The following is a 17626-nucleotide window of genomic DNA, read 5'->3' as shown; positions in this document are numbered from 1 at the left end:
GGTGGGCGCGGAAGCACGGCCTGCGCACCCGGGTGGCGGTGGCCGATCCGGAGAACTCGGCGTACTTCCCCGGCTGGACCCTCGACGCCTCCGACTACGCGACCGGCATGCCGTCCAGGATCGAGGGCATCGGCCGGCCGCGCGTCGAGCCGGGCTTCCATGGCGACCTCGTCGACCGGGTGATCCCGGTGCCCGACGCCGCCTCCGTCGCGGCGGCCCGGCGCATCAGGGAGGTGACGGGCCTGCCGGTGGGCGCGTCGTCGGGCACCGCGCTCTGGGCGGCGCTGGAACTGGTCGAGCGCCTGCGCGCCCGGGGCGAGGGCGGCACGGTGGTGTCGCTGATCGGCGACGCGCACGAGCGGCACCTGGCCACCTGCCACGACGACGGCTGGGCCGTCCAGAAGGGTCTCGACCCGGCCCCGTACGAGCGTGAGCTGCGCGAGCGCTAGATCCAGCCGTCCAGGCCGGTGAGGAAGTCCTCGTACAGGTGCCGGTGAATGGTGTGCTCGGCGCCCTTCACCACGCGTACCTCGAAGCCCTTGCCGCGTAGTTCGTCCTGGAAGCCGGGCGAGACCAGGAAGCTCGGGTCGGCCACCTGCACCAGGGAAGGGACGGCGGCGGCGGGCGTGAAGTCCGTGCCGGTGGCCCGGCCGACCGACAGCGCGGTACGCGGGTCCCAGTTCTTGAGCATCTGCACCTCGACGGCGACCTCGTCGGCCGAGAACCCGGGGTGGACGGCGGCGATCTGCTCGGCCGTCTGGTCCTTCAGCCCGGCGAACGTCTCGGCCATCGGGACCCCGCCCTCCGTGACCGGCAGCCGGAAGGCCGGGTCGGAGTAGACGGCGCGGGCCGGCCTGAGCGCGTCCACGGCCAGGGCGAGCGTGAGGCCGCCCAGCGAGTGCCCGATGGCTAGCTCGGGAGCGGCGGGCACCGATTCCAGCACGGATTCTGCGAACAGGTCCGGCGGGTAGTCGTCGGCGCGCGGGCTCAGCCCGTGTCCGGGCAGGTCCACGGCGATGACGCGGTATCCGCGCGCGGTCAGCTCGGGACCCACCCGCCACCAGCACTGATGGTCGGCCATGATGCCGTGGATGAGCACGGCCACGCGGTCGCCGTCGCCCCATTCGCAAGTGTGCAGCTTCATGAGGGAAAATCCTTCCGGTGCTTATACGTATAAGCGCTTGATACCATCCGAGCGATGGAAGGGACAAGAGCAGGCCGCCCGCCGACCAGCGTCGACGTGGCCAGGGCCGCGGGCGTCTCGCAGGCCACGGTCTCCTACGTGCTCAACGACAACCCGCACGCCCGCGTGAGCGAGGAGACCCGCCAGCGGGTGCGCGACGCCGCCGCGCGGCTGGGCTACGTGCCCGACGCCAGCGCCCGCACGCTGCGCACCGGCCGCAGCGGCATCGTGCTGATCCCGCTCTCCCGCGCCAGGGTCGGCCGCCTGGCCCAGGAGCTGTTCGACGCCATGGAGGACGAGTTCAGAGCCCGCGGCTACACCCTCGTCCAGTACGGCGAGCGGCGGCTGAAGGGCGTGGCGGCGGCCAAGAGCTGGGTGGGGCTGCGCCCGGCCGCGGTGCTCGTCGACGCCGACCGGCTGACCAAGTCCGCGGTCGACCTGCTCAGAACCTCGGGCACGCGGGCGATCGTCGGGTTCGCCGACGAGCCTTCGCAGCTCGTCCCGGCCGTGGTGATGGACCACCGGGCCGTCGGCGCCACCGCGGCCCGTCACCTGGTGGAGCGCGGCAGGAGGCGGCTGGCCGCGATCGTGCCCAGGGAAGAGGGCATCGACCGCATGGGGCTGGCGCGGTGGGCCGGGGTGCGAGAGGTCGTGCCCGAGGCCGAGCGCATCGACCTGGCGTTCTCCGAGGAGGAGGCCGGTCGGGTGGCGGCCGGCGCCGACCTGCCCGACGGGATCTTCGCCTACAACGACGAGTACGCGATGCTGCTGATCAGCGCGTTGCAGGACGCGGGGATCCGGGTTCCTGAAGACGTGGCCGTGGTGGGCGCGGACGACCTGCCGCTGGCGCGGCTGATGCGTCCCAGGCTGACGACCGTGCACTTCGACGCGACCGCCACCCCTGGTGAGCTGGTGGCGTTGATGGACGAGCTGGTCCGCGGGGTCAGGGAGGCCGTGCCCGGCGCGGTGATGAACCTGTTCCGGCCCCGGCTGGTGATCCGCGACAGCACCTGAACCGGCCTGCGGCAGCGCCTGAACCGGTCCCGCGACAGCGCCCGAACCGGCCTGCGACAGCGCCCGAACCGGTCCCGCGGCAGCGCCTGAGCCGGCCTGCGGCAGTGCCTGCGTGCCGGCCGCCGGGGCGGTCGTAACAAGTTGGACGCGTCCCTTGTCAGCGCGGAACCGGCGACCTACAGTCCAGAGCAATCGTCGGTGATACGTATCACCACGCTCTGGAAAGGTCCCCCCATGGTCAAAACGGAAACCCGCCGCCTGGGCCCGCTCTACCTGACACTTCCGCTGGCCAACGTAGCCGTCATGTTCCTGTGGATGAGCGTGGGGGCGTTCGTCCTGCCCGTGCACGTGCAGCGCATCACCGGCGTGAACGACGTCGCCGCGCTGGGCCTGGCCAACTCCATCGGCCCGCTCATGGCCACCATCGCCAACCCGGTCTTCGGCCAGATCTCCGACCGCACCCGTTCCCGCTTCGGCCGCCGTTCGCCGTGGATCCTCGGCTGCGTGGCGATCGGCGTGCTGGCGCTGCTGGCCCAGGCGAACGCGGCCAGCGTGCTCATGCTCGGCATCAGCTGGGCCGGCGTCCAGACCATCATGAACGGCTACCAGGCCGCCGTGACGGCGATCCTGCCCGACCGGGTGCCGCCGCGCCGCTACGGCACGTTCTCGGCGCTGGTGGGGCTGGGCACGCCGGTGGCGACGATCGCCGGCGCGCTGATGTTCATGAGCTTCCCGCAGCTCGCCGCCGGTGGCGCGTACTACGTGGTGATGGTGGTGCTGGCGGTGGCGGCCGTGCTGATCGTGTTCGCCAGCCCGGACACGTCCTCGGCGGGTCTGGCGCGCGAGCCGTTCCGGCTGGGCGAGTTCATGGCGGCGTTCGTGAAGCCGCTCAGGAACGCGAACTTCACCTGGGCCTTCGTGTCCCGTTTCGGCGTCATGCTGGGATATTTCATCATCTTCACCTTCAACCTGTTCCTGCTCGAGGAGTTCATCAAGATCCCCAAGGCCGAGGTCGTGCCGAAGATGGCCGTCCTGATGCTCATCGGGCAGGTGGCCACGCTGGCCGCGGTTCTGGTGATCGGCCCGATCTCCGACAGGATCGGCAGGTTCCGGCTGTTCGCGCTGATCGCCGGGCTCAGCTCGGCGGTGACGCTGGCCGTCCCGCTGTTCCTGCCGACGTTCGAGGGCATGATCGTCTACAACGTCACGCACGGCATCGCGTTCGGCATCTACCTGGCCGTGGACATGGCGCTGGTGACCAAGGTCCTGCCGGACGCGGCCGACGCCGGCAAGGACATGGGCGTGATCAACATCGCCAACGCCGGGCCGCAGATCCTGGCCCCGGCCGTCGCCGCCTTCGTGGTGACCCAGGGCGGGTACGCGTCGCTGTTCGTCGTGGGCATCGTGGTCAGCCTGATCGGCGCCGTCGGGGTCCTCAAGATCAAGGGCGTGCGTTAGCGTCGGCGGCATGACTGAACTCGACGCCAGACTCCGCGCCATCACCGACCTGATGGTCGCGGAGGCACGCGAGGGCGGTGGCAGGCACGAATACGACGGCAAGATCCAGGACCTGTCCCCCCAGGGCGTGCGCGACGGGCTGGCGCGGCTCGGTGCGGGCGCCGCGCCCGCCGACGCGCACGACGCCAGGCACCAGCAGGTCTTCGAAGAGAGCCTGCGCACCCAGTTCGGCGAGCTGGAGCTGCACCGCAAGAACCCGCTCGTCCACCTGTCCAACCTCGACCTGGCCTGCTACGACCGCGACTACGCGCCCGAGCCGGAGCGGGCCGCAGCCAAGGCCGCGCACCTGGCGCTGTGGCCGGAGGCCGTCGCGGGCGCGGTCGACTCGCTCGACCAGCTCACCGCGCCGGTGGCGACGTCGCTGCTCGGCGCGGTCAAGGGCCTGGCGGCCGGGGTCACGGACGAGTCCGCGCTGCGCGCCCACGCCCGCCTGGTCGCGCACGTGGAACGGGCCGCCGCCGAAGGCGACCGGGACGCCGCGCTCGGCGGCCGGGCGCTGGCCGATCTGATGGGCTCGGGCGAGGGGCTCGACGTCGACCTCGGCAAGCTGGCCGAGCGCGCCGACGCCGAGCGCGACAGGCTCATGACCCTGCTCGCCGAATCGTGCGCCAAGCTCGGCCACACCGGCCGCGCCCCGCTGGACGTCGTCCGCGAGCTGGTCAAGGACCACCCCGACGCCGACGGCGTGATCGAGGCGGCCAGGATCGGCACCGAGAAGGCCATCGCGTTCACCCGCGAGAAGGACCTGGTGCCCTACCACGACGGCGAATGCCAGGTCGGCCTGGCGCCGGAGTCGCGCCGCTGGGCGATGGCGATGATGGCGTGGAACTCGCCGGGCGAGCCGGAGGGCCCGTCCTGGTACTACATCACCCCGCCTGACGCGTCCTGGTCGCCGCAGGAGCAGGAGGAGTGGCTGGAGGTGTTCAGCGCCACCACGCTGCCCGCGATCAACGTGCACGAGGTCGCCCCCGGGCACTTCTCGCACGCCCGCGCGCTGCGCCGGGCCCCCTCGGACGTGCGGCGGCTGCTGCAGTCGATGTCGTTCATCGAGGGCTGGGCGCACTACGCCGAGGAACTGTGCGTGGAGGAGGGCTTCGAGTCCGACGACCCGCGCTTCGAGATCGGCGTCTGGGTGGAGGCGCTGATCCGCGTCACCCGGCTGGCCTGCGCGATCGGCGTGCACACCGGCCAGATGACGGTCGAGGACGGCGCCAGGCGCTTCGCGTCCGACACCCACCTGGCGGGCCCCGCCGCGCTGTCGGAGGCCAGGCGCGCCTCGTTCGACCCGACGTACGGGCGCTACACCTGGGGCAAGCTGATGATCATGGACCTGCGTGAGCGGGCGCGCAAGGAGTGGGGCGCCGGGTTCACCCTGCAGCGCTTCCACAAGGCCCTGCTCGACCTGGGTTCGCCGCCTCTGGGACTGATCGACGCCATCCTGTAGCGTCGGAGGCGCCGAGCGAGCGCTAGGGAGGTCTGCGGTGCGGGAACTCTCCGGGAAGGTCGCCGTCGTGACGGGCGCGGCCAGCGGGATCGGACGGGCCCTGGCCACGCGGTTCGCCGCAGAGGGCATGTCGCTGATGCTGGCCGACGTCGATCCGGGCGGTCTGGCGGAGACGGCCGCGCTGGCCGGGGACGCCAAGGTGCTCACCCAGGTCACCGACGTCTCCGACGCGGCGGCCGTCAGGCACCTGGCCAACCGGACCTTCGGCGAGCTCGGCGCCGTCCACGTGTTGTGCAACAACGCCGGCGTCTTCCAGGGCGGGCACCTGTGGACCAGGTCCGAGGAGGACTTCTCCTGGCTGCTCGGCGTGAACCTGTGGGGCGTGCTGCACGGCATCAGGGCGTTCGTGCCACGCATGATCGAACAGGACACCGAGGGGCACATCGTGAACACCGTCTCGGTGGCCGGGCTGTTCGCCGCGCCGTGGTTCGGCACGTACTCGGTGAGCAAGTACGCGGCGCTGGCCGCCTCGCAGTCGCTCGCCCAGGACCTCGCCGTCACCGGGTCCAAACTGCGCGTCACGGCGCTGTGCCCGGGCGGGGTCAAGACCCGGATCAACGACTCCGCCCGGGTCCGGCCGCCCGACCTGTCCAATCTCCGCAGCAGCGACGAGACCGAGTCGCAGGAGATCATCGATCACGTGCTCGAAGGCGGCATCGAACCCTCCCAGGTGGCCGACCTGGTGGTCGAGGCCATCCACGAGGAACGGTTCCTGCTCCTGACCCACCCCGAGTACGCCGATCGCCTGCGCCGGCAGACCGAGACCCTGCTCTCCGGCCGGCTTCCGCCGCTGCCCACGATCGACGCCGCCGATCCGGCGGGCTCCGGCCGGGAGTAATGCCCGGCCCGATACACTGGGAGTACCGCATTCGCCTTTTTGGGGGTTCTCTCGGTGTCTGAATTCGACACAGTGCTCGTGGTCGACTTCGGCGCGCAGTATGCGCAGCTCATCGCCAGGCGGGTGCGTGAGTGCCACGTCTACTCCGAGATCGTCCCCTCGACGATGCCGGTCGAGGAGATGATGGCGAAGAACCCGAAGGCGATCATCCTGTCCGGCGGCCCGTCCTCGGTCTACGCCGAAGGCGCGCCCGCCGTCCCGCACGGGCTGTTCGCCACCGGCGTGCCCACGTTCGGCATCTGCTACGGCTTCCAGGCCATGGCCCAGGCGCTCGGCGGCACCGTCGCGCGCACCGGCGTCGCCGAATACGGCGGCACCTCGCTCGACGTGCTGAGCGAAGGCGTCATCTTCGCCGGGCTGCCGGCCACCCAGCGGGTCTGGATGTCCCACGGCGACAGCGTCTCGGCCGCCCCCGAGGGCTTCGCGGTGACCGCCTCCACGCGCGAGACGCCGGTCGCCGCGTTCGAGCACCCCGGCCGCGGCCTGTACGGCGTGCAGTTCCACCCCGAGGTGCTGCACTCCGAGCACGGCCAGGCGGTGCTCAAGCACTTCCTCGACGCCGCGGGCTGCCGCCCCACCTGGACCATGCTCAACATCGTCGAAGACTCCATCGAGGCCGTGCGCGAGCAGGTCGGCGACGGCCGCGCCATCTGCGCGCTGTCCGGCGGCGTCGACTCCGCGGTGGCCGCCGCGATCGTCCAGCGGGCCATCGGCGACCGGCTCACCTGCGTGTTCGTCGACCACGGCCTGCTGCGCAAGGGCGAGGCCGAGCAGGTCGAGCGCGACTTCGTCGCCGCCACCGGCGTCAAGCTGCGCGTGGTCGACGCCGAAGACCGCTTCCTCAAGGCCCTGTCCGGCGTCTCCGACCCGGAGGAGAAGCGCAAGATCATCGGGCGCGAGTTCATCCGCGTCTTCGAGGACGAGCAGCGCGCCATCATGGCCGACGGCCCCGTCGAGTTCCTGGTGCAGGGCACCCTCTACCCCGACGTGGTCGAGTCCGGCGGCGGCACCGGCACCGCCAACATCAAGTCGCATCACAACGTCGGCGGCCTGCCGGAAGACCTGCAGTTCAAGCTGGTCGAGCCGCTGCGCGCGCTGTTCAAGGACGAGGTGCGCCGGGCCGGCGAAGAGCTCGGCCTGCCTTCCGCCATGGTCTGGCGCCAGCCGTTCCCCGGCCCCGGCCTGGGCATCCGCATCGTCGGCGAGGTCACCAAGGACCGTCTCGACCTGCTGCGCGAGGCCGACGCCATCGCCCGCGAAGAGCTGTCGCGGGCCGGGCTCGACCGCGAGATCTGGCAGTGCCCGGTCGTGCTGCTGGCCGACGTGCGCTCGGTGGGCGTCCAGGGCGACGGCCGCACGTACGGGCACCCGGTCGTGCTGCGTCCGGTGACCTCGGAAGACGCGATGACCGCCGACTGGGCGCGGGTGCCCTACGACGTCCTGTCGCGCATCTCCACGCGCATCACGAACGAGGTGAGCGACGTCAACCGGGTCGTGGTCGACGTGACCAGCAAGCCCCCGGGCACCATCGAGTGGGAATGACACGGCAGGGCCGGGAACCGCACGGTTCCCGGCCCTCCGTCTTTCCCCGGTGAGGCTCACCCGCTTTCCCCGGTGGGGCTCACACGCCGACCGGCTCCCGGCTCACCGGCGTGTGCCTGGGCAGCAGCGTGAGCGCCGCGACCAGGCCGACGGCCGAGAGCACGGTGGCGGCCAGGAAGGCCATCCGGTAGCCGGCCACGAGGTCGGCCGCCACGGTCGAGCCGCCGCTGACCCCGGCCGCGATCGAGACCAGCACCGCGATGCCGACCGAGATGCCCACCTGCGTGGTCACGTTGAACAGGCCCGACACCATGCCCGACTCCGCCGGCGACGCCTCGGCGGTGGCCGCGACGGTGGCGGCGACGATCAGCAGGCCGAAGCCGAATCCGGTGAGCAGCTCGGACGGCAGCAGATCGACCAGGAAATCGCCGCCGACGTCGACCCGGAGGTAGAGCGCCGCGCCGGCGGTGATGAACGCCATGCCGGTGGCTGCCGTGGTGCGCAGGCCGTACCGGGTGAGCACCCGCCCGCCCAGGGTGGAGGCGGTCAGCGCGATCGTCACGGAGATGGCCACGATGGACAGGCCGGACTGGGTGGCGCTGTAGCCGAGCACGAGCTGGGTGTAGAGCGTGAGCAGGAAGAACACCGGCTGCATGGCCGCGGCCACCAGGAACATCAGCACGTTCCCCGCCCGCAGCTGTTTCCTGCGGAAGACGTTCAGCGGGACGAGCGGGCCGGCCGAGCGCTTCTCCACGATCAGGAAGGCGGCCAGCAGCGCGATCGACACCGCGCCGATGCCCAGCGTCCTGGCCGAGGTCCAGCCCGCCTCGGCGGCGTCCACCAGCGCGTACGTCAGCAGCGCCAGCCCACCGGTGGACGTGATCGCCCCCGCCAGGTCGAACCCGGCGACCCGGGACTCGGACCTGGCCGCGGGCAGCAGCCGGAAGGCCAGCAGCGAGACCACGATCCCGATCGGCACGTTCACCAGGAACACCGACCGCCAGCCGAACCAGTCGGTCAGCAGCCCGCCCAGCACCACCCCGGCCGAGCCGCCGACGCCGCCGACCGCGCCCCACAGGCCCATCGCCTTGTTGAGCGCGGGGTCGTCCTTGAAGATGGTCATGACCAGCGACAACGCGGCCGGGGCGACCAGCGCGCCGGCCAGGCCCTGCACCGCGCGCACCGCGATCAGCAGCGCACCCGACTCGGCCAGCCCGCCGACCAGCGACGAGACGGCGAACAACGCCATGCCGGCGACGAAGATCCGGCGGCGGCCCACGTAGTCGGACAACCGCCCGCCGAGCAGCAGCAGCCCGCCGAACACCAGCGAGTACGCGGTGGTCGTCCACGACAGGTCCTGCGCGGACATCCCCAGCTCCCGGCCCATGGGCGGCATCGCGATGCTCACGATGGTCAGATCGAGGATCAGGACGAACTGGGTGGCCGCCAGCAAGGCGAACGCGGCCCACTTGTTCTTCATGGCCATGCTCCTTAGTGCACGATTTGTAACAGTGGCCATGATGTGTGACCATCGAGGTCTACCGGAAGAAGGCACTTTGATGTCCCAGAGGAACACCGCTGTACCAGAGCAGCTCAGGACGCTGGACGACGCCAGAGCGATGATCGAGCAGGGCCTGTGCCCGATCCCGCCGCGCGAGATCCTGGACAAGATCGCGGGCAAGTGGGCGATCCAGATCGTGGTCGCGGCGTCCGAGGGGCCGGTCAGGTTCACCCACCTCGAAAGGCTCATCGAGGGCATCAGCCGGCGCATGCTCACGCTGACGCTGCGCAACCTGGAACGCGACGGGCTGCTGGAGCGCACGGTCTACCCGACGGTGCCGCCCAAGGTCGAATACCAGGCCACGCCGATGGCCCTGGAGCTGTACGAGGCGATGCTGACGCTCACCAACTGGTCGATCAAGCACAGCGCCTGCGTGGCGGCCTCGCGACAGCGCTACGACACCCGCCAGGAGGCCGTCGCGCTCTAGAAGTAGCTCACTCCCGGACGAGGGCCTTTACCCCGCAGCAGCGTCGGAACCGTGACGAGCGTGTAGCCCCGCTTCTTGAGCTCCTTGACGATCTCCGGCATGGCCTGCACGGTCTGCGGGACGGTGTCGTGCATGAGGATCACGCCGTCGCGCTTGGCCAGCCTGAGCACGGCCGCCTTGATCTTCCTGGCGTCGCGCAGCTTCCAGTCGAGCGTGGTGCCGGTCCACAACACCTGCGCCAGGTTCGCGTCGTCGGCCGCTTCGAGCACCTTGGTGTCGGTGTGCCCGTACGGCGGCCGGAACATCGTCGGCGTGTGACCGGTGGCCTCCTCGATCAGCGCCTGGGTGACCTTGAGCTCGGTGGTGATCTCGTGGTCGAAGAGCGTGGGCAGCGAGGGGTGCGAGTAGGTGTGGTTGCCGATCGCGTGCCCGTCGGCGAGTGTCTTCTTCACCACCTGCGGCCGCCGCTCCACCTGCTTGCCCACCAGGAAGAACGTGGCCTTCGCGCCGGCCTTGCGCAGCACGGAGAGGAGCTTCGGCGTGGTCTCGCCCGGGCCGTCGTCGAAGGTCAGCGCCAGGCACTTGGCCTTGGCGCAGTCGACCCTCGCCTGAGCCTGGGCCTCGGCGGCGGGCATTGCGGTCAGTGCCAGCGACGTCGCGAGCAAGCCGTGAATCAGCACACGGCAAAGCCTAGGGCTTCCGCGTCGCGCTCCGATTACGAGACCCCCGGCCCGCCCGCCGGTCTCGCGTCACAGCCGCTTGCGGAACACCCTGAGGTCGTTGCCGTACACCGCGCGGTGCGCGGTCTTGGACACCTCCAGGCTGAGCCCGTTCTCCTCCGCCCAGCGCTCGACCCTGGCGATCGGCACCGGCTTGATCCACTCACGGGCGATGACGACGTCGTGCAGCCGGCAGGCCGCGTTGCGCCAGAGCGGGCGGGCGCTCATGTCCTTGTAGATGAACACGCCGCCGCGCCGCACCGACGCGCACGCCCGGTCGAACACGGTGCGCTGCGAAGGTGCCGGGACGTGGTGGATGACGTCCTGCATGTGGACCACGTCGTAGGTGCGGTCACGCCAGCGCGAACGGGCGTCGCGGTACTCGAAGCTCAGCGTGGACCCGGTGTCGCCGATCCCGGCCGCCATGTCGTTGGCCAGCCCGATCGCGACCGGGCACGGGTCGAAGCCGTGGCCGTCGATCCGCCGTCCGCGTGCCGCCATCAGGCCGAGCGTCAGGCCTGAGCCGCAGCCGACGTCCAGCACGGTGGAGCCTTCCGGCACGAACCCGATGGTCTCCTCGAACGGGCAGACCAGCACCCGCAGCCGCTGCTTGACCCGCAGCGCGGCCGGCGCGCCCGCGTAGAGCCGCCACGCGTCACGCAGCAGCTGCCGCCGGTCGAACACCTGGTGGTCATGGATGAGGGACATTTCACGCCTCCCGTCGATCGAGCCGGGCCCGCAGGAACAGCGACACGCCGCGGAACGACCTGACGGGCAGGTAGCGCTCGACCGCCACCACCGCCGACAGTCCCGCGTTGACCAGGGCCGGCGTCTCCTGCAGATCGCTGCCGGTGGACCGGCGCCGGTGCCAGGCCACCACCGGGCGCAGCAGCACGTTCCAGCTCCAGACCCGCTCCACGCTCAGCCCCGCCTTCTCGACCGCGGCGGTCAGCGTCTCGCGGTCGTACCTGCGCACGTGCCCGACCGCGTCGTCGTGCGCCGACCACAGCGACATGTCGCACGGGACGGCGATCAGCACCCGACCGCCCGGCCGCAGCACCCTGGCGATCTCCTCGGCGACCAGATGGTCCTCCTGGACGTGCTCCAGCACGTCGAACGCGGTGACCAGGTCGAACCCGGACGACTCGAACGGCAGCGCCCGCGCGTCCGCCTGGACGGCCTTGAGCCCGCGTTCCCTGGCGACGTCCACGGCCGTGTGGCTGAAGTCGGTCGCGGTGGCGTCCCAGCCGGCCTCGACCAGCACCCGGGTGTTGCCGCCGCCCGCGGCGCCGATGTCGAGCGCCTGACCGGGACGTCCCATGCCGCGCAACTCCCTGCGCAGGATGGCCCGTCGCTCCCGGTACCACCAGTGGGTGTCCTCGAGCGCGACGAGACGGCGGATCTCTGTGGTTTCCATGGTGTGAACGTCAATTCCTCGTAGGGGAGAAGACCCAGCGGTCCAGTGCGGTGAAGCGGATGAGCGTGAGCAGGCAGTACGTGGCCACGACCGCGGCCACCTCCAGCACGTGGCCGGTGCTCGGCACGGTCGCGTGCAGGCCGAGCACGGCCAGCGTGGTCAGGGCGTAGTTGGCCAGGAACGTCACCATGGCCCGGAAGTGCATCGTGGTCCTGCGCCCGCCCAGCCGGTTGAACGTCCAGCGGCGGTTGGCCTCGGTGTTGACCAGGCCGGTGAGCACGAGCGCGCCGAGATTCGTCAGCGCGGGCGACCAGACCTCGCGCAGCGGCAGGTAGATGGCCGCGTAGAGCAGCGCGGAGAACACCCCGATCAGCGCGAACGAGGCGAACTTGGCCAGCGTCACCGCGCGCGGCCTGGCCAGCACCGCGTCCGGGTGCGTCGGGGTGAGCTCGGCCCGGCGCACGTCCACCGCCGCGCCCCGGGTGGACATCGTCCAGGCCACCCTGACCAGGCCCTTCAGGTCGTCGCACGCGGTCTTGGCGACCCGGACCCTGGAGTCGGTGTCCTCGATCCAGTCCACCGGCACCTCGTGCACGCGCAGCCCGTTGTGCTCGGCCAGCAGCAGGAGTTCGGTGTCGAAGAACCAGGCGTCGTCCTCGATCAGGTCCAGCAGCGGCCTGACCACGTCCGACCTGACGGCCTTGAAGCCGCACTGGGCGTCGCTGAAACCGGCGCCGAAGCCGTACCTGAGCAGGGCGTTGTAGGTGCGCGAGACCACCTCGCGCTTGACCGAGCGCAGCGTGCGGGCGCTGCGCGACAGCCGGGTGCCGATGGCGATCTCGGAGTGCCCGCTGGCGATCGAGGCCACCAGCGGGAACAGCGCGCCGAGATCGGTGGACAGGTCGACGTCCATGTAGGCGACGATGTCGGCCGGGCTCTCCCGCCAGGCCGCCTTCAGCGCCGCGCCCCGGCCGCGGATGTCGAGCCTGCGGGCGTGCACCCGCTCCAGCTCACCGGCCAGCGCGGTGGCGATCGGCCAGGTGCCGTCGGTGCTGCCGTTGTCGACGATCGTGATGCGCCACGGCAGCGGGAAGGAGTCGTCGAGGAACGCGGCCAGCGTGCGTACGCAGCCGGGCAGTGCGCGTTCCTCGTTGAGCACCGGGATGACGATGTCGACGGTCGCCAGCCTGGCCGCCCCTACGAGTGGGTGGGTGTCAGGGCTCGGGTCCATGGCGGCACGCGTGTCCATAGGGTTCCTGATCGGTTGTGGCCTCGGGTCCATCGAAATGGTGCTCGGGACGTCGAGTGCGGCGCGGGCGATTGCGCTTCGCCATGCCGTGAACGGGACAGAGCTTTACCTGTTCACGGACTCGGCCCGGGTGGGGGCGATCTCGTAGACCGAGGAGTCGCCGTTCCTGAACCGCAGGCGGGCGTACCCGTCCAGGGCCGGGTTGACGCCGGTGAACAGCCATCGGACGCCGTACCTCGTGGCCAGGCGCGTGACGGCCGCCGCGGACGGGCGCAGGAAGACCTCGTCGTTGGCGGCCAGCCTGGCCTGGTCGGCGAACGGCACGGCCAAGTAGGACCGCTCGAACAGCCTGACCCGCGACAGCGTGCTCTCGGCGTACGCCCAGCCCTCCACCAGCACCCGCCGCTCGGTGAACCCGGATATCCAGAAGTGCCTGCTGTCGCAGTTCCTGCTGCCGGTCGGACGGCAGTGCAGGTCGGTGGCCACCACGTCGTCCGGCGAGGAGTGGTCGCGCAGCCAGCGCCCGGCCTCCAGCGCCCCGGCCGGGATGAGCTGCCCGGCCGGCGGCCGCGGCGTGGCCTGCGCGACCACGTCTCGCGCGGACGTCGGCAGCGCGTAGCCGGTGAGCAGCCCGATCAGCCCCAGCACCAGCCCCTTGCGCCAGAACGTCAGCACCAGCCCGGCCAGCCCGGCGGGCAGCAGGTACGGCAGCGCGACCTGCTGCAGCGCCCCGCCGGGCACCGGGAGCCGCGCGGCCGCCACCGACACCGCCGCCCCCAGCACGGTCAGCCCGCCGGCCACCGCCCACGGCACCCGCCGGTGCCGCAGCGCCGCCACCACCCCGCACACCGCCGCGATCGACAGGTACGGCCGGGCCGCTTCGAGGAAGTAGAGCTGCGCCTCGGCCGGATGCCCGAGCAGCAGCATCGCGCCGATCCCGGCCAGCCCGATCCCGAGCAGGAACACCACCCCGGGATCAGGCCGCCGCCCGAACAGCCCGAGCACCCCGCTCCACACGCAGGCCAGGCAGAACAGGTGCACGCAGGCCAGCACGATCAGCGGCGTGAGCGGCGCGGCGACCACCTCGGGCCCGCTCAGCCCGGCCATCTCGCCCCACGACACCCGCATCGCGGCGAACGGGGTGACCGCCATGCCCTGCGCGCCCCGGCCGAACAGCACGAGTTGCGCGCCCAGCAGGCAGACCAGCGCCATCGCGGCCGGGATCAGCCACACCCGCTCGCGGCGCAGCACGAACGTGAACAGCGCCGCCGCGAGCAGGATGGGAAGGAACGTGGCCTTCGCCCCGGTCAGCGTCACCAGCAGCACGCCCAGCGCCACCCACCGGCCCCGCCGCCCATCGCTGATCAGCAACAGCACGACGGGGGCGAACAGCAGCGCGCCGAACGTCTGCGTCGGGCTCGCCCACGCGGTGAACAGCGAACGCGCGGTGAACGCCACGCCCTCCCTGAGCACCGGGCTGAACAGGAAGTACGTGACCCCGACCGCGGCCACCCCGGCCCACCACCGCCCGGACACCCGCCGGCCGATCACCGCCACCAGCACGACCATCGCCGCCATCATCGGCAACACCGACAGCCCGTAGACCAGGCGGACCGGCTCGACCCCGGTGACCCAGCTCGTCGCGGCCATGTCGGCGTAGACGAACCAGTGGTAGAACAGCCGCTCGCCGAGCACGGACGGCACCTCGGGCGGCAGGTGGTGCCTGATCTCGCCGGTCAGGGCCAGGTGGTAGGGCATGTCGACGTACGCGCCGGTCACCGGCACCCGGTACAGCGACAACGCACTCCACACCACGAGAAAGCCGACGACGCCGCACAACGCCCACGAGCACCACGGCGGCACCCGTTCCCTGCTCGCCCGGCCCCGCCAGTGCCCGCGCAGCCCGGGCGCCGCGGCGAACGCCGCCACCACCGCCACCGGCCAGGCCGCGACCAGCATCGGGAGACCCGCCGCCCGGGCCGCCAGGTAGACGGGCACCTCGACCGCGTATCCCAGGGCCAGCCCGGCGGCCAGGTCTTCCGGCAGCGTGCGCCCGCCCCCGGTCAGCCGGCGCCACAGCAGCGTGCCGGGCAGCAGCACGCCGGCGCCGACGTACAGGGCGAACGCGGCGAGATCGCGGCCGGGAACCCCGCTGTGCAGCAGCACCCCCGCGGTGCCCGCGGCCAGCAGCAGGACGGGAACCCACCCGGGCCACCGGCGCGCCGGTCGCGCGGCGGCGGGCCTGGCGGGCGCCTGCTCCCCGGCGAGCGTCATCGGGTCACGGTCACCAGGCGGGTGAACTCGGTGGGCAGGTCGACGCCGTCCCAGACGCGGTGGAAGCTGAGCGCGCCGCCGATCGGCACCATCCGGTCGACGCCGCGCCCGCCCAGCGCCCTGGCCAGGGCCTCCAGGTCGGCGCGCGGGAAGCCGAAGTGGGTCATCGTCTGGTCGCGCCTGGCGACCAGCGGGACCAGGTCGGTCAGGCTGTCGAGCCTGGCGTGGGTGAACGTGCCCGTGCCCAGCCAGCGGCGCGGCGCCTGCCTGGTGGCCAGCCCGACGTGGGTGGCCGGGCCGGTGGGGTCGTCGATGAACTCCGCGTGCCCCTCGGCGGCCAGCCCGTACGTGCCGACCTGCTTCTCCACCGCCATGGCCGGCTCGATCGTCCAGCCCGCCCGGCGCACCGCCTCGGCCAGCAGCGCGGCGAAGTCGCCGCGCGCCGCCTCGCAGTCGCCCGGCGCGCCCACCCAGTACACCGTGCGCGGGGACGAGCAGGCCGCCTGGTCGAACCAGTACGTGTCGTTGACGAACCCCTCGGCCGTGGCCACCCGGATCGAGCGCGGCGCGCACAGCCAGGCCGTCGCCCGCACCGCGGCGAAGGACGAGCGGTCGGGAAAGGTCAGGTCGCGGGCGTGCGGGGCGAGCGGATGCTTGCGTATCTCGTCCACCGTACGGTCGCCGCCCCAGATGACCCGCAGGTCGCAGGCCGCCGACAGGGTGGCGGTGACGGTGTCGTCGCGGTCGTAGGAGACGATGCGCTGGGTCGCGGCCACCACCGGATCGGCGCCGGCCAGGGTCTCGTTCAGCGTGTCGACGATGGCCCTGGACACCGCGCCGGCCCGGGGCGACAGGCGGACCACGTTGCGGTTGCCCATCAGCGCCGACAGCGCCCAGGAGTAGACGAACACCGTGTCGACGTTCGCCGGCGGCACGTGGAAGACCAGGCCGCGCGGCACGCGTACGTGCTCGCCGCGCAGCCCTTCGACGGCGCGGGTCAGCTCGCTCGCCCGCAGGAAGAAGCCCAGCGAGCCCAGCTCGGGATGGCGGCGGGCCAGCGCGGGACGCAGCAGCCTGCGGCCGAACGCGGCCAGGAAGTCGCGCACCCGCTCGTCGCCCGTGGCCGGTCCTGGCTCGGCGGCCAGCCGGTCGACCAGGAGATCCACCGGGACGGGCCGGGACGCGGGGAACAGGATCTCCAGCATCACGCCTGCCCGAAGGTGTCGCTGCAGCCCCTGGCCTCGGCCCTGGGCAGCCGGCCGAGCACCGAGAACCGCTTGCCCGGCCAGGCGCCGTCGTCGACGCCGTGCACCACGCCGAGGTCCTCGGTCAGCAGGACGTGGCCGGGATACGACGTCGGCAGCGTGCTCACCACCTCGATCACCCCCGGGACGCCGGTCGGGGCCTCCTGCCAGGTGACCGGGTCGCGGACGACCACGTTGGCGAAGTCGGGGCAGTAGAGGCCGTCGCCGCCGGGGCCTTCGAGGAAGATGGTCCCGATCTGCTCGACCATGCCGTAGAAGTTATGAATTTTCGTGATTCCGCACTCCTGGTGGAGGCGGCGGCGGAACTCCGCGTTGTCCACGGCCTGCTCGGCCAGCCGCTTCCAGCCCCCGGAGTGGATCAGGACGCCGTTCGACAGGTCCAGGCCCAGCTCGCGCAGGTACAGCCAGACCATGAACGTGAACCCGAACACCAGGAATTTCTCACCGCCGTGCCGCGCCAGGAACCCCTTGACCGCCTCGGCGTCGGGACGCCCCTGGTCGTCGAGCACGAACGTGTGGTCTCTGCCGAAGTTCATCATGCCGAGCACGCCCGCGCCCCGGGCGCTGAGCGTGGGATCGCGGGTCACGGACCTGCTGTCGACGACCAGCATCGGCAACCGCCGCTCGCCCAGCACCGCCCGCACCGTGGCCGCCAGCATCCGCGGCTGCGCGGCGGCGGCCTCTCGGTCGAGGTGGATGCGGCTGGGCTGCTGCCCGGTGGTGCCGCTGGAGGTCAGCACCCGGAAGACCTGGTCGTCGGGGACGCTGCGCAGCTCGTGCGTCTTGAACAGCCGCACCGGCAGCCAGGGCAGGTCGGCCAGCCGGTCGTAGGGCGGCGCGGCGCCGATGGCGTCGAGGATGCGGCGGTACGGCAGGCAGGCTTCGCGATGCCGCTCGGTCAACGCAGCCAGCTCCGGCACCAGCCGCGCCTCCCGCTCGGCCTCGGTCAACCGGAACACACTCACCACCGGCACCGGCCCGGACCGACGGCACCGGCTCCCTGGAGAAGGCGGGCGGCGTGCGGCCGACGGGCGCACGTCGGGGATGGGGTCGGG

16 protein-coding genes are annotated in these 17626 nt (G+C 71.8%); 7 read left to right on the top strand and 9 right to left on the bottom strand.

Annotation, left to right across the window (positions count from 1 at the left end):
• Positions 1–449: pyridoxal-phosphate dependent enzyme (locus HII36_RS24390; RefSeq protein ID WP_328807857.1), on the top strand; the 449-nt coding region annotated here is incomplete at its 5' end.
• Here the strand turns inward: HII36_RS24390 and HII36_RS24385 are convergent.
• Positions 446–1144, bottom strand: coding sequence for an alpha/beta fold hydrolase (locus HII36_RS24385; RefSeq protein WP_173525562.1), 699 nt, complete (start codon positions 1142–1144; stop codon positions 446–448). The two genes, HII36_RS24390 and HII36_RS24385, sit on opposite strands and share 4 nt — an antisense overlap.
• 54 nt (positions 1145–1198) lie before the next feature.
• On the opposite strand from HII36_RS24385, the gene HII36_RS24380 reads away from it, so the two are divergent.
• The 5 genes from HII36_RS24380 (at position 1199) to guaA (ending at position 7659) form a co-directional block, all read left to right on the top strand.
• A complete protein-coding gene (locus tag HII36_RS24380; RefSeq protein ID WP_173525561.1) occupies positions 1199–2197 on the top strand; it encodes a LacI family DNA-binding transcriptional regulator in 999 nt (332 codons plus the stop codon).
• A gap of 234 nt (positions 2198–2431) precedes the next feature.
• Positions 2432–3655, top strand: coding sequence for an MFS transporter (locus HII36_RS24375; RefSeq protein ID WP_173525560.1), 1224 nt, complete (start codon positions 2432–2434; stop codon positions 3653–3655).
• A gap of 10 nt (positions 3656–3665) precedes the next feature.
• Complete coding sequence (locus tag HII36_RS24370; RefSeq protein WP_173525559.1) at positions 3666–5159, top strand: DUF885 family protein; 1494 nt, start codon at positions 3666–3668, stop codon at positions 5157–5159.
• A gap of 37 nt (positions 5160–5196) precedes the next feature.
• Positions 5197–6057 carry an SDR family NAD(P)-dependent oxidoreductase gene (locus HII36_RS24365; RefSeq protein WP_173525558.1) on the top strand — a complete coding sequence of 287 codons (861 nt, stop codon included), beginning with the start codon at positions 5197–5199 and terminating at the stop codon, positions 6055–6057.
• Positions 6058–6111: 54 nt separating this feature from the next.
• Complete coding sequence (gene guaA / locus HII36_RS24360; protein WP_407940828.1) at positions 6112–7659, top strand: glutamine-hydrolyzing GMP synthase; 1548 nt, start codon at positions 6112–6114, stop codon at positions 7657–7659.
• Positions 7660–7738: 79 nt separating this feature from the next.
• On the opposite strand, the gene HII36_RS24355 is transcribed toward guaA, so the two are convergent.
• Positions 7739–9139: an MFS transporter gene (locus tag HII36_RS24355; RefSeq protein WP_173525556.1), complete on the bottom strand. Its 1401-nt coding sequence runs from the start codon at positions 9137–9139 to the stop codon at positions 7739–7741.
• 79 nt (positions 9140–9218) lie between these two features.
• Between HII36_RS24355 and HII36_RS24350 the strand changes: the two genes are divergently transcribed.
• Entirely contained in the window at positions 9219–9647 is a 429-nt protein-coding gene (locus HII36_RS24350; protein WP_173525555.1) for a winged helix-turn-helix transcriptional regulator, read from the top strand.
• On the opposite strand, the gene HII36_RS24345 is transcribed toward HII36_RS24350, so the two are convergent.
• The 7 genes from HII36_RS24345 to HII36_RS24315 form a co-directional block, all read right to left on the bottom strand.
• The gene (locus HII36_RS24345) at positions 9644–10327 is read right to left on the bottom strand and encodes a polysaccharide deacetylase family protein (RefSeq protein ID WP_217369894.1); all 684 of its coding nucleotides are present in this window, start codon (positions 10325–10327) and stop codon (positions 9644–9646) included. The genes HII36_RS24350 and HII36_RS24345 overlap by 4 nt on opposite strands.
• Before the next feature lie 69 nt (positions 10328–10396).
• Positions 10397–11074: a class I SAM-dependent methyltransferase gene (locus tag HII36_RS24340; protein WP_173525554.1), complete on the bottom strand. Its 678-nt coding sequence runs from the start codon at positions 11072–11074 to the stop codon at positions 10397–10399.
• Position 11075: 1 nt separating this feature from the next.
• Positions 11076–11783 carry a class I SAM-dependent methyltransferase gene (locus HII36_RS24335; protein WP_173525553.1) on the bottom strand — a complete coding sequence of 236 codons (708 nt, stop codon included), beginning with the start codon at positions 11781–11783 and terminating at the stop codon, positions 11076–11078.
• 10 nt (positions 11784–11793) lie between these two features.
• Positions 11794–13032, bottom strand: coding sequence for a glycosyltransferase (locus HII36_RS24330; RefSeq protein WP_173525552.1), 1239 nt, complete (start codon positions 13030–13032; stop codon positions 11794–11796).
• A 105-nt stretch (positions 13033–13137) separates the two neighbouring features.
• Positions 13138–15306, bottom strand: a complete 2169-nt coding sequence (locus HII36_RS24325; protein ID WP_173525551.1) for a hypothetical protein — start codon at positions 15304–15306, stop codon at positions 13138–13140.
• A complete protein-coding gene (locus tag HII36_RS24320) occupies positions 15303–16511 on the bottom strand; it encodes an acyl-CoA reductase (protein WP_173525550.1) in 1209 nt (402 codons plus the stop codon). Before HII36_RS24320 ends, HII36_RS24325 begins: the two co-directional genes overlap by 4 nt.
• Positions 16511–17536: a LuxE/PaaK family acyltransferase gene (locus HII36_RS24315; RefSeq protein WP_173525549.1), complete on the bottom strand. Its 1026-nt coding sequence runs from the start codon at positions 17534–17536 to the stop codon at positions 16511–16513. Before HII36_RS24315 ends, HII36_RS24320 begins: the two co-directional genes overlap by 1 nt.
• Positions 17537–17626: the final 90 nt, after the last annotated feature.

It is taken from the genome of Nonomuraea antri (assembly GCF_013283785.1).
Classification (GTDB): domain Bacteria; phylum Actinomycetota; class Actinomycetes; order Streptosporangiales; family Streptosporangiaceae; genus Nonomuraea; species Nonomuraea antri.
This window is presented reverse-complemented; position numbering and strand designations above follow the sequence as displayed.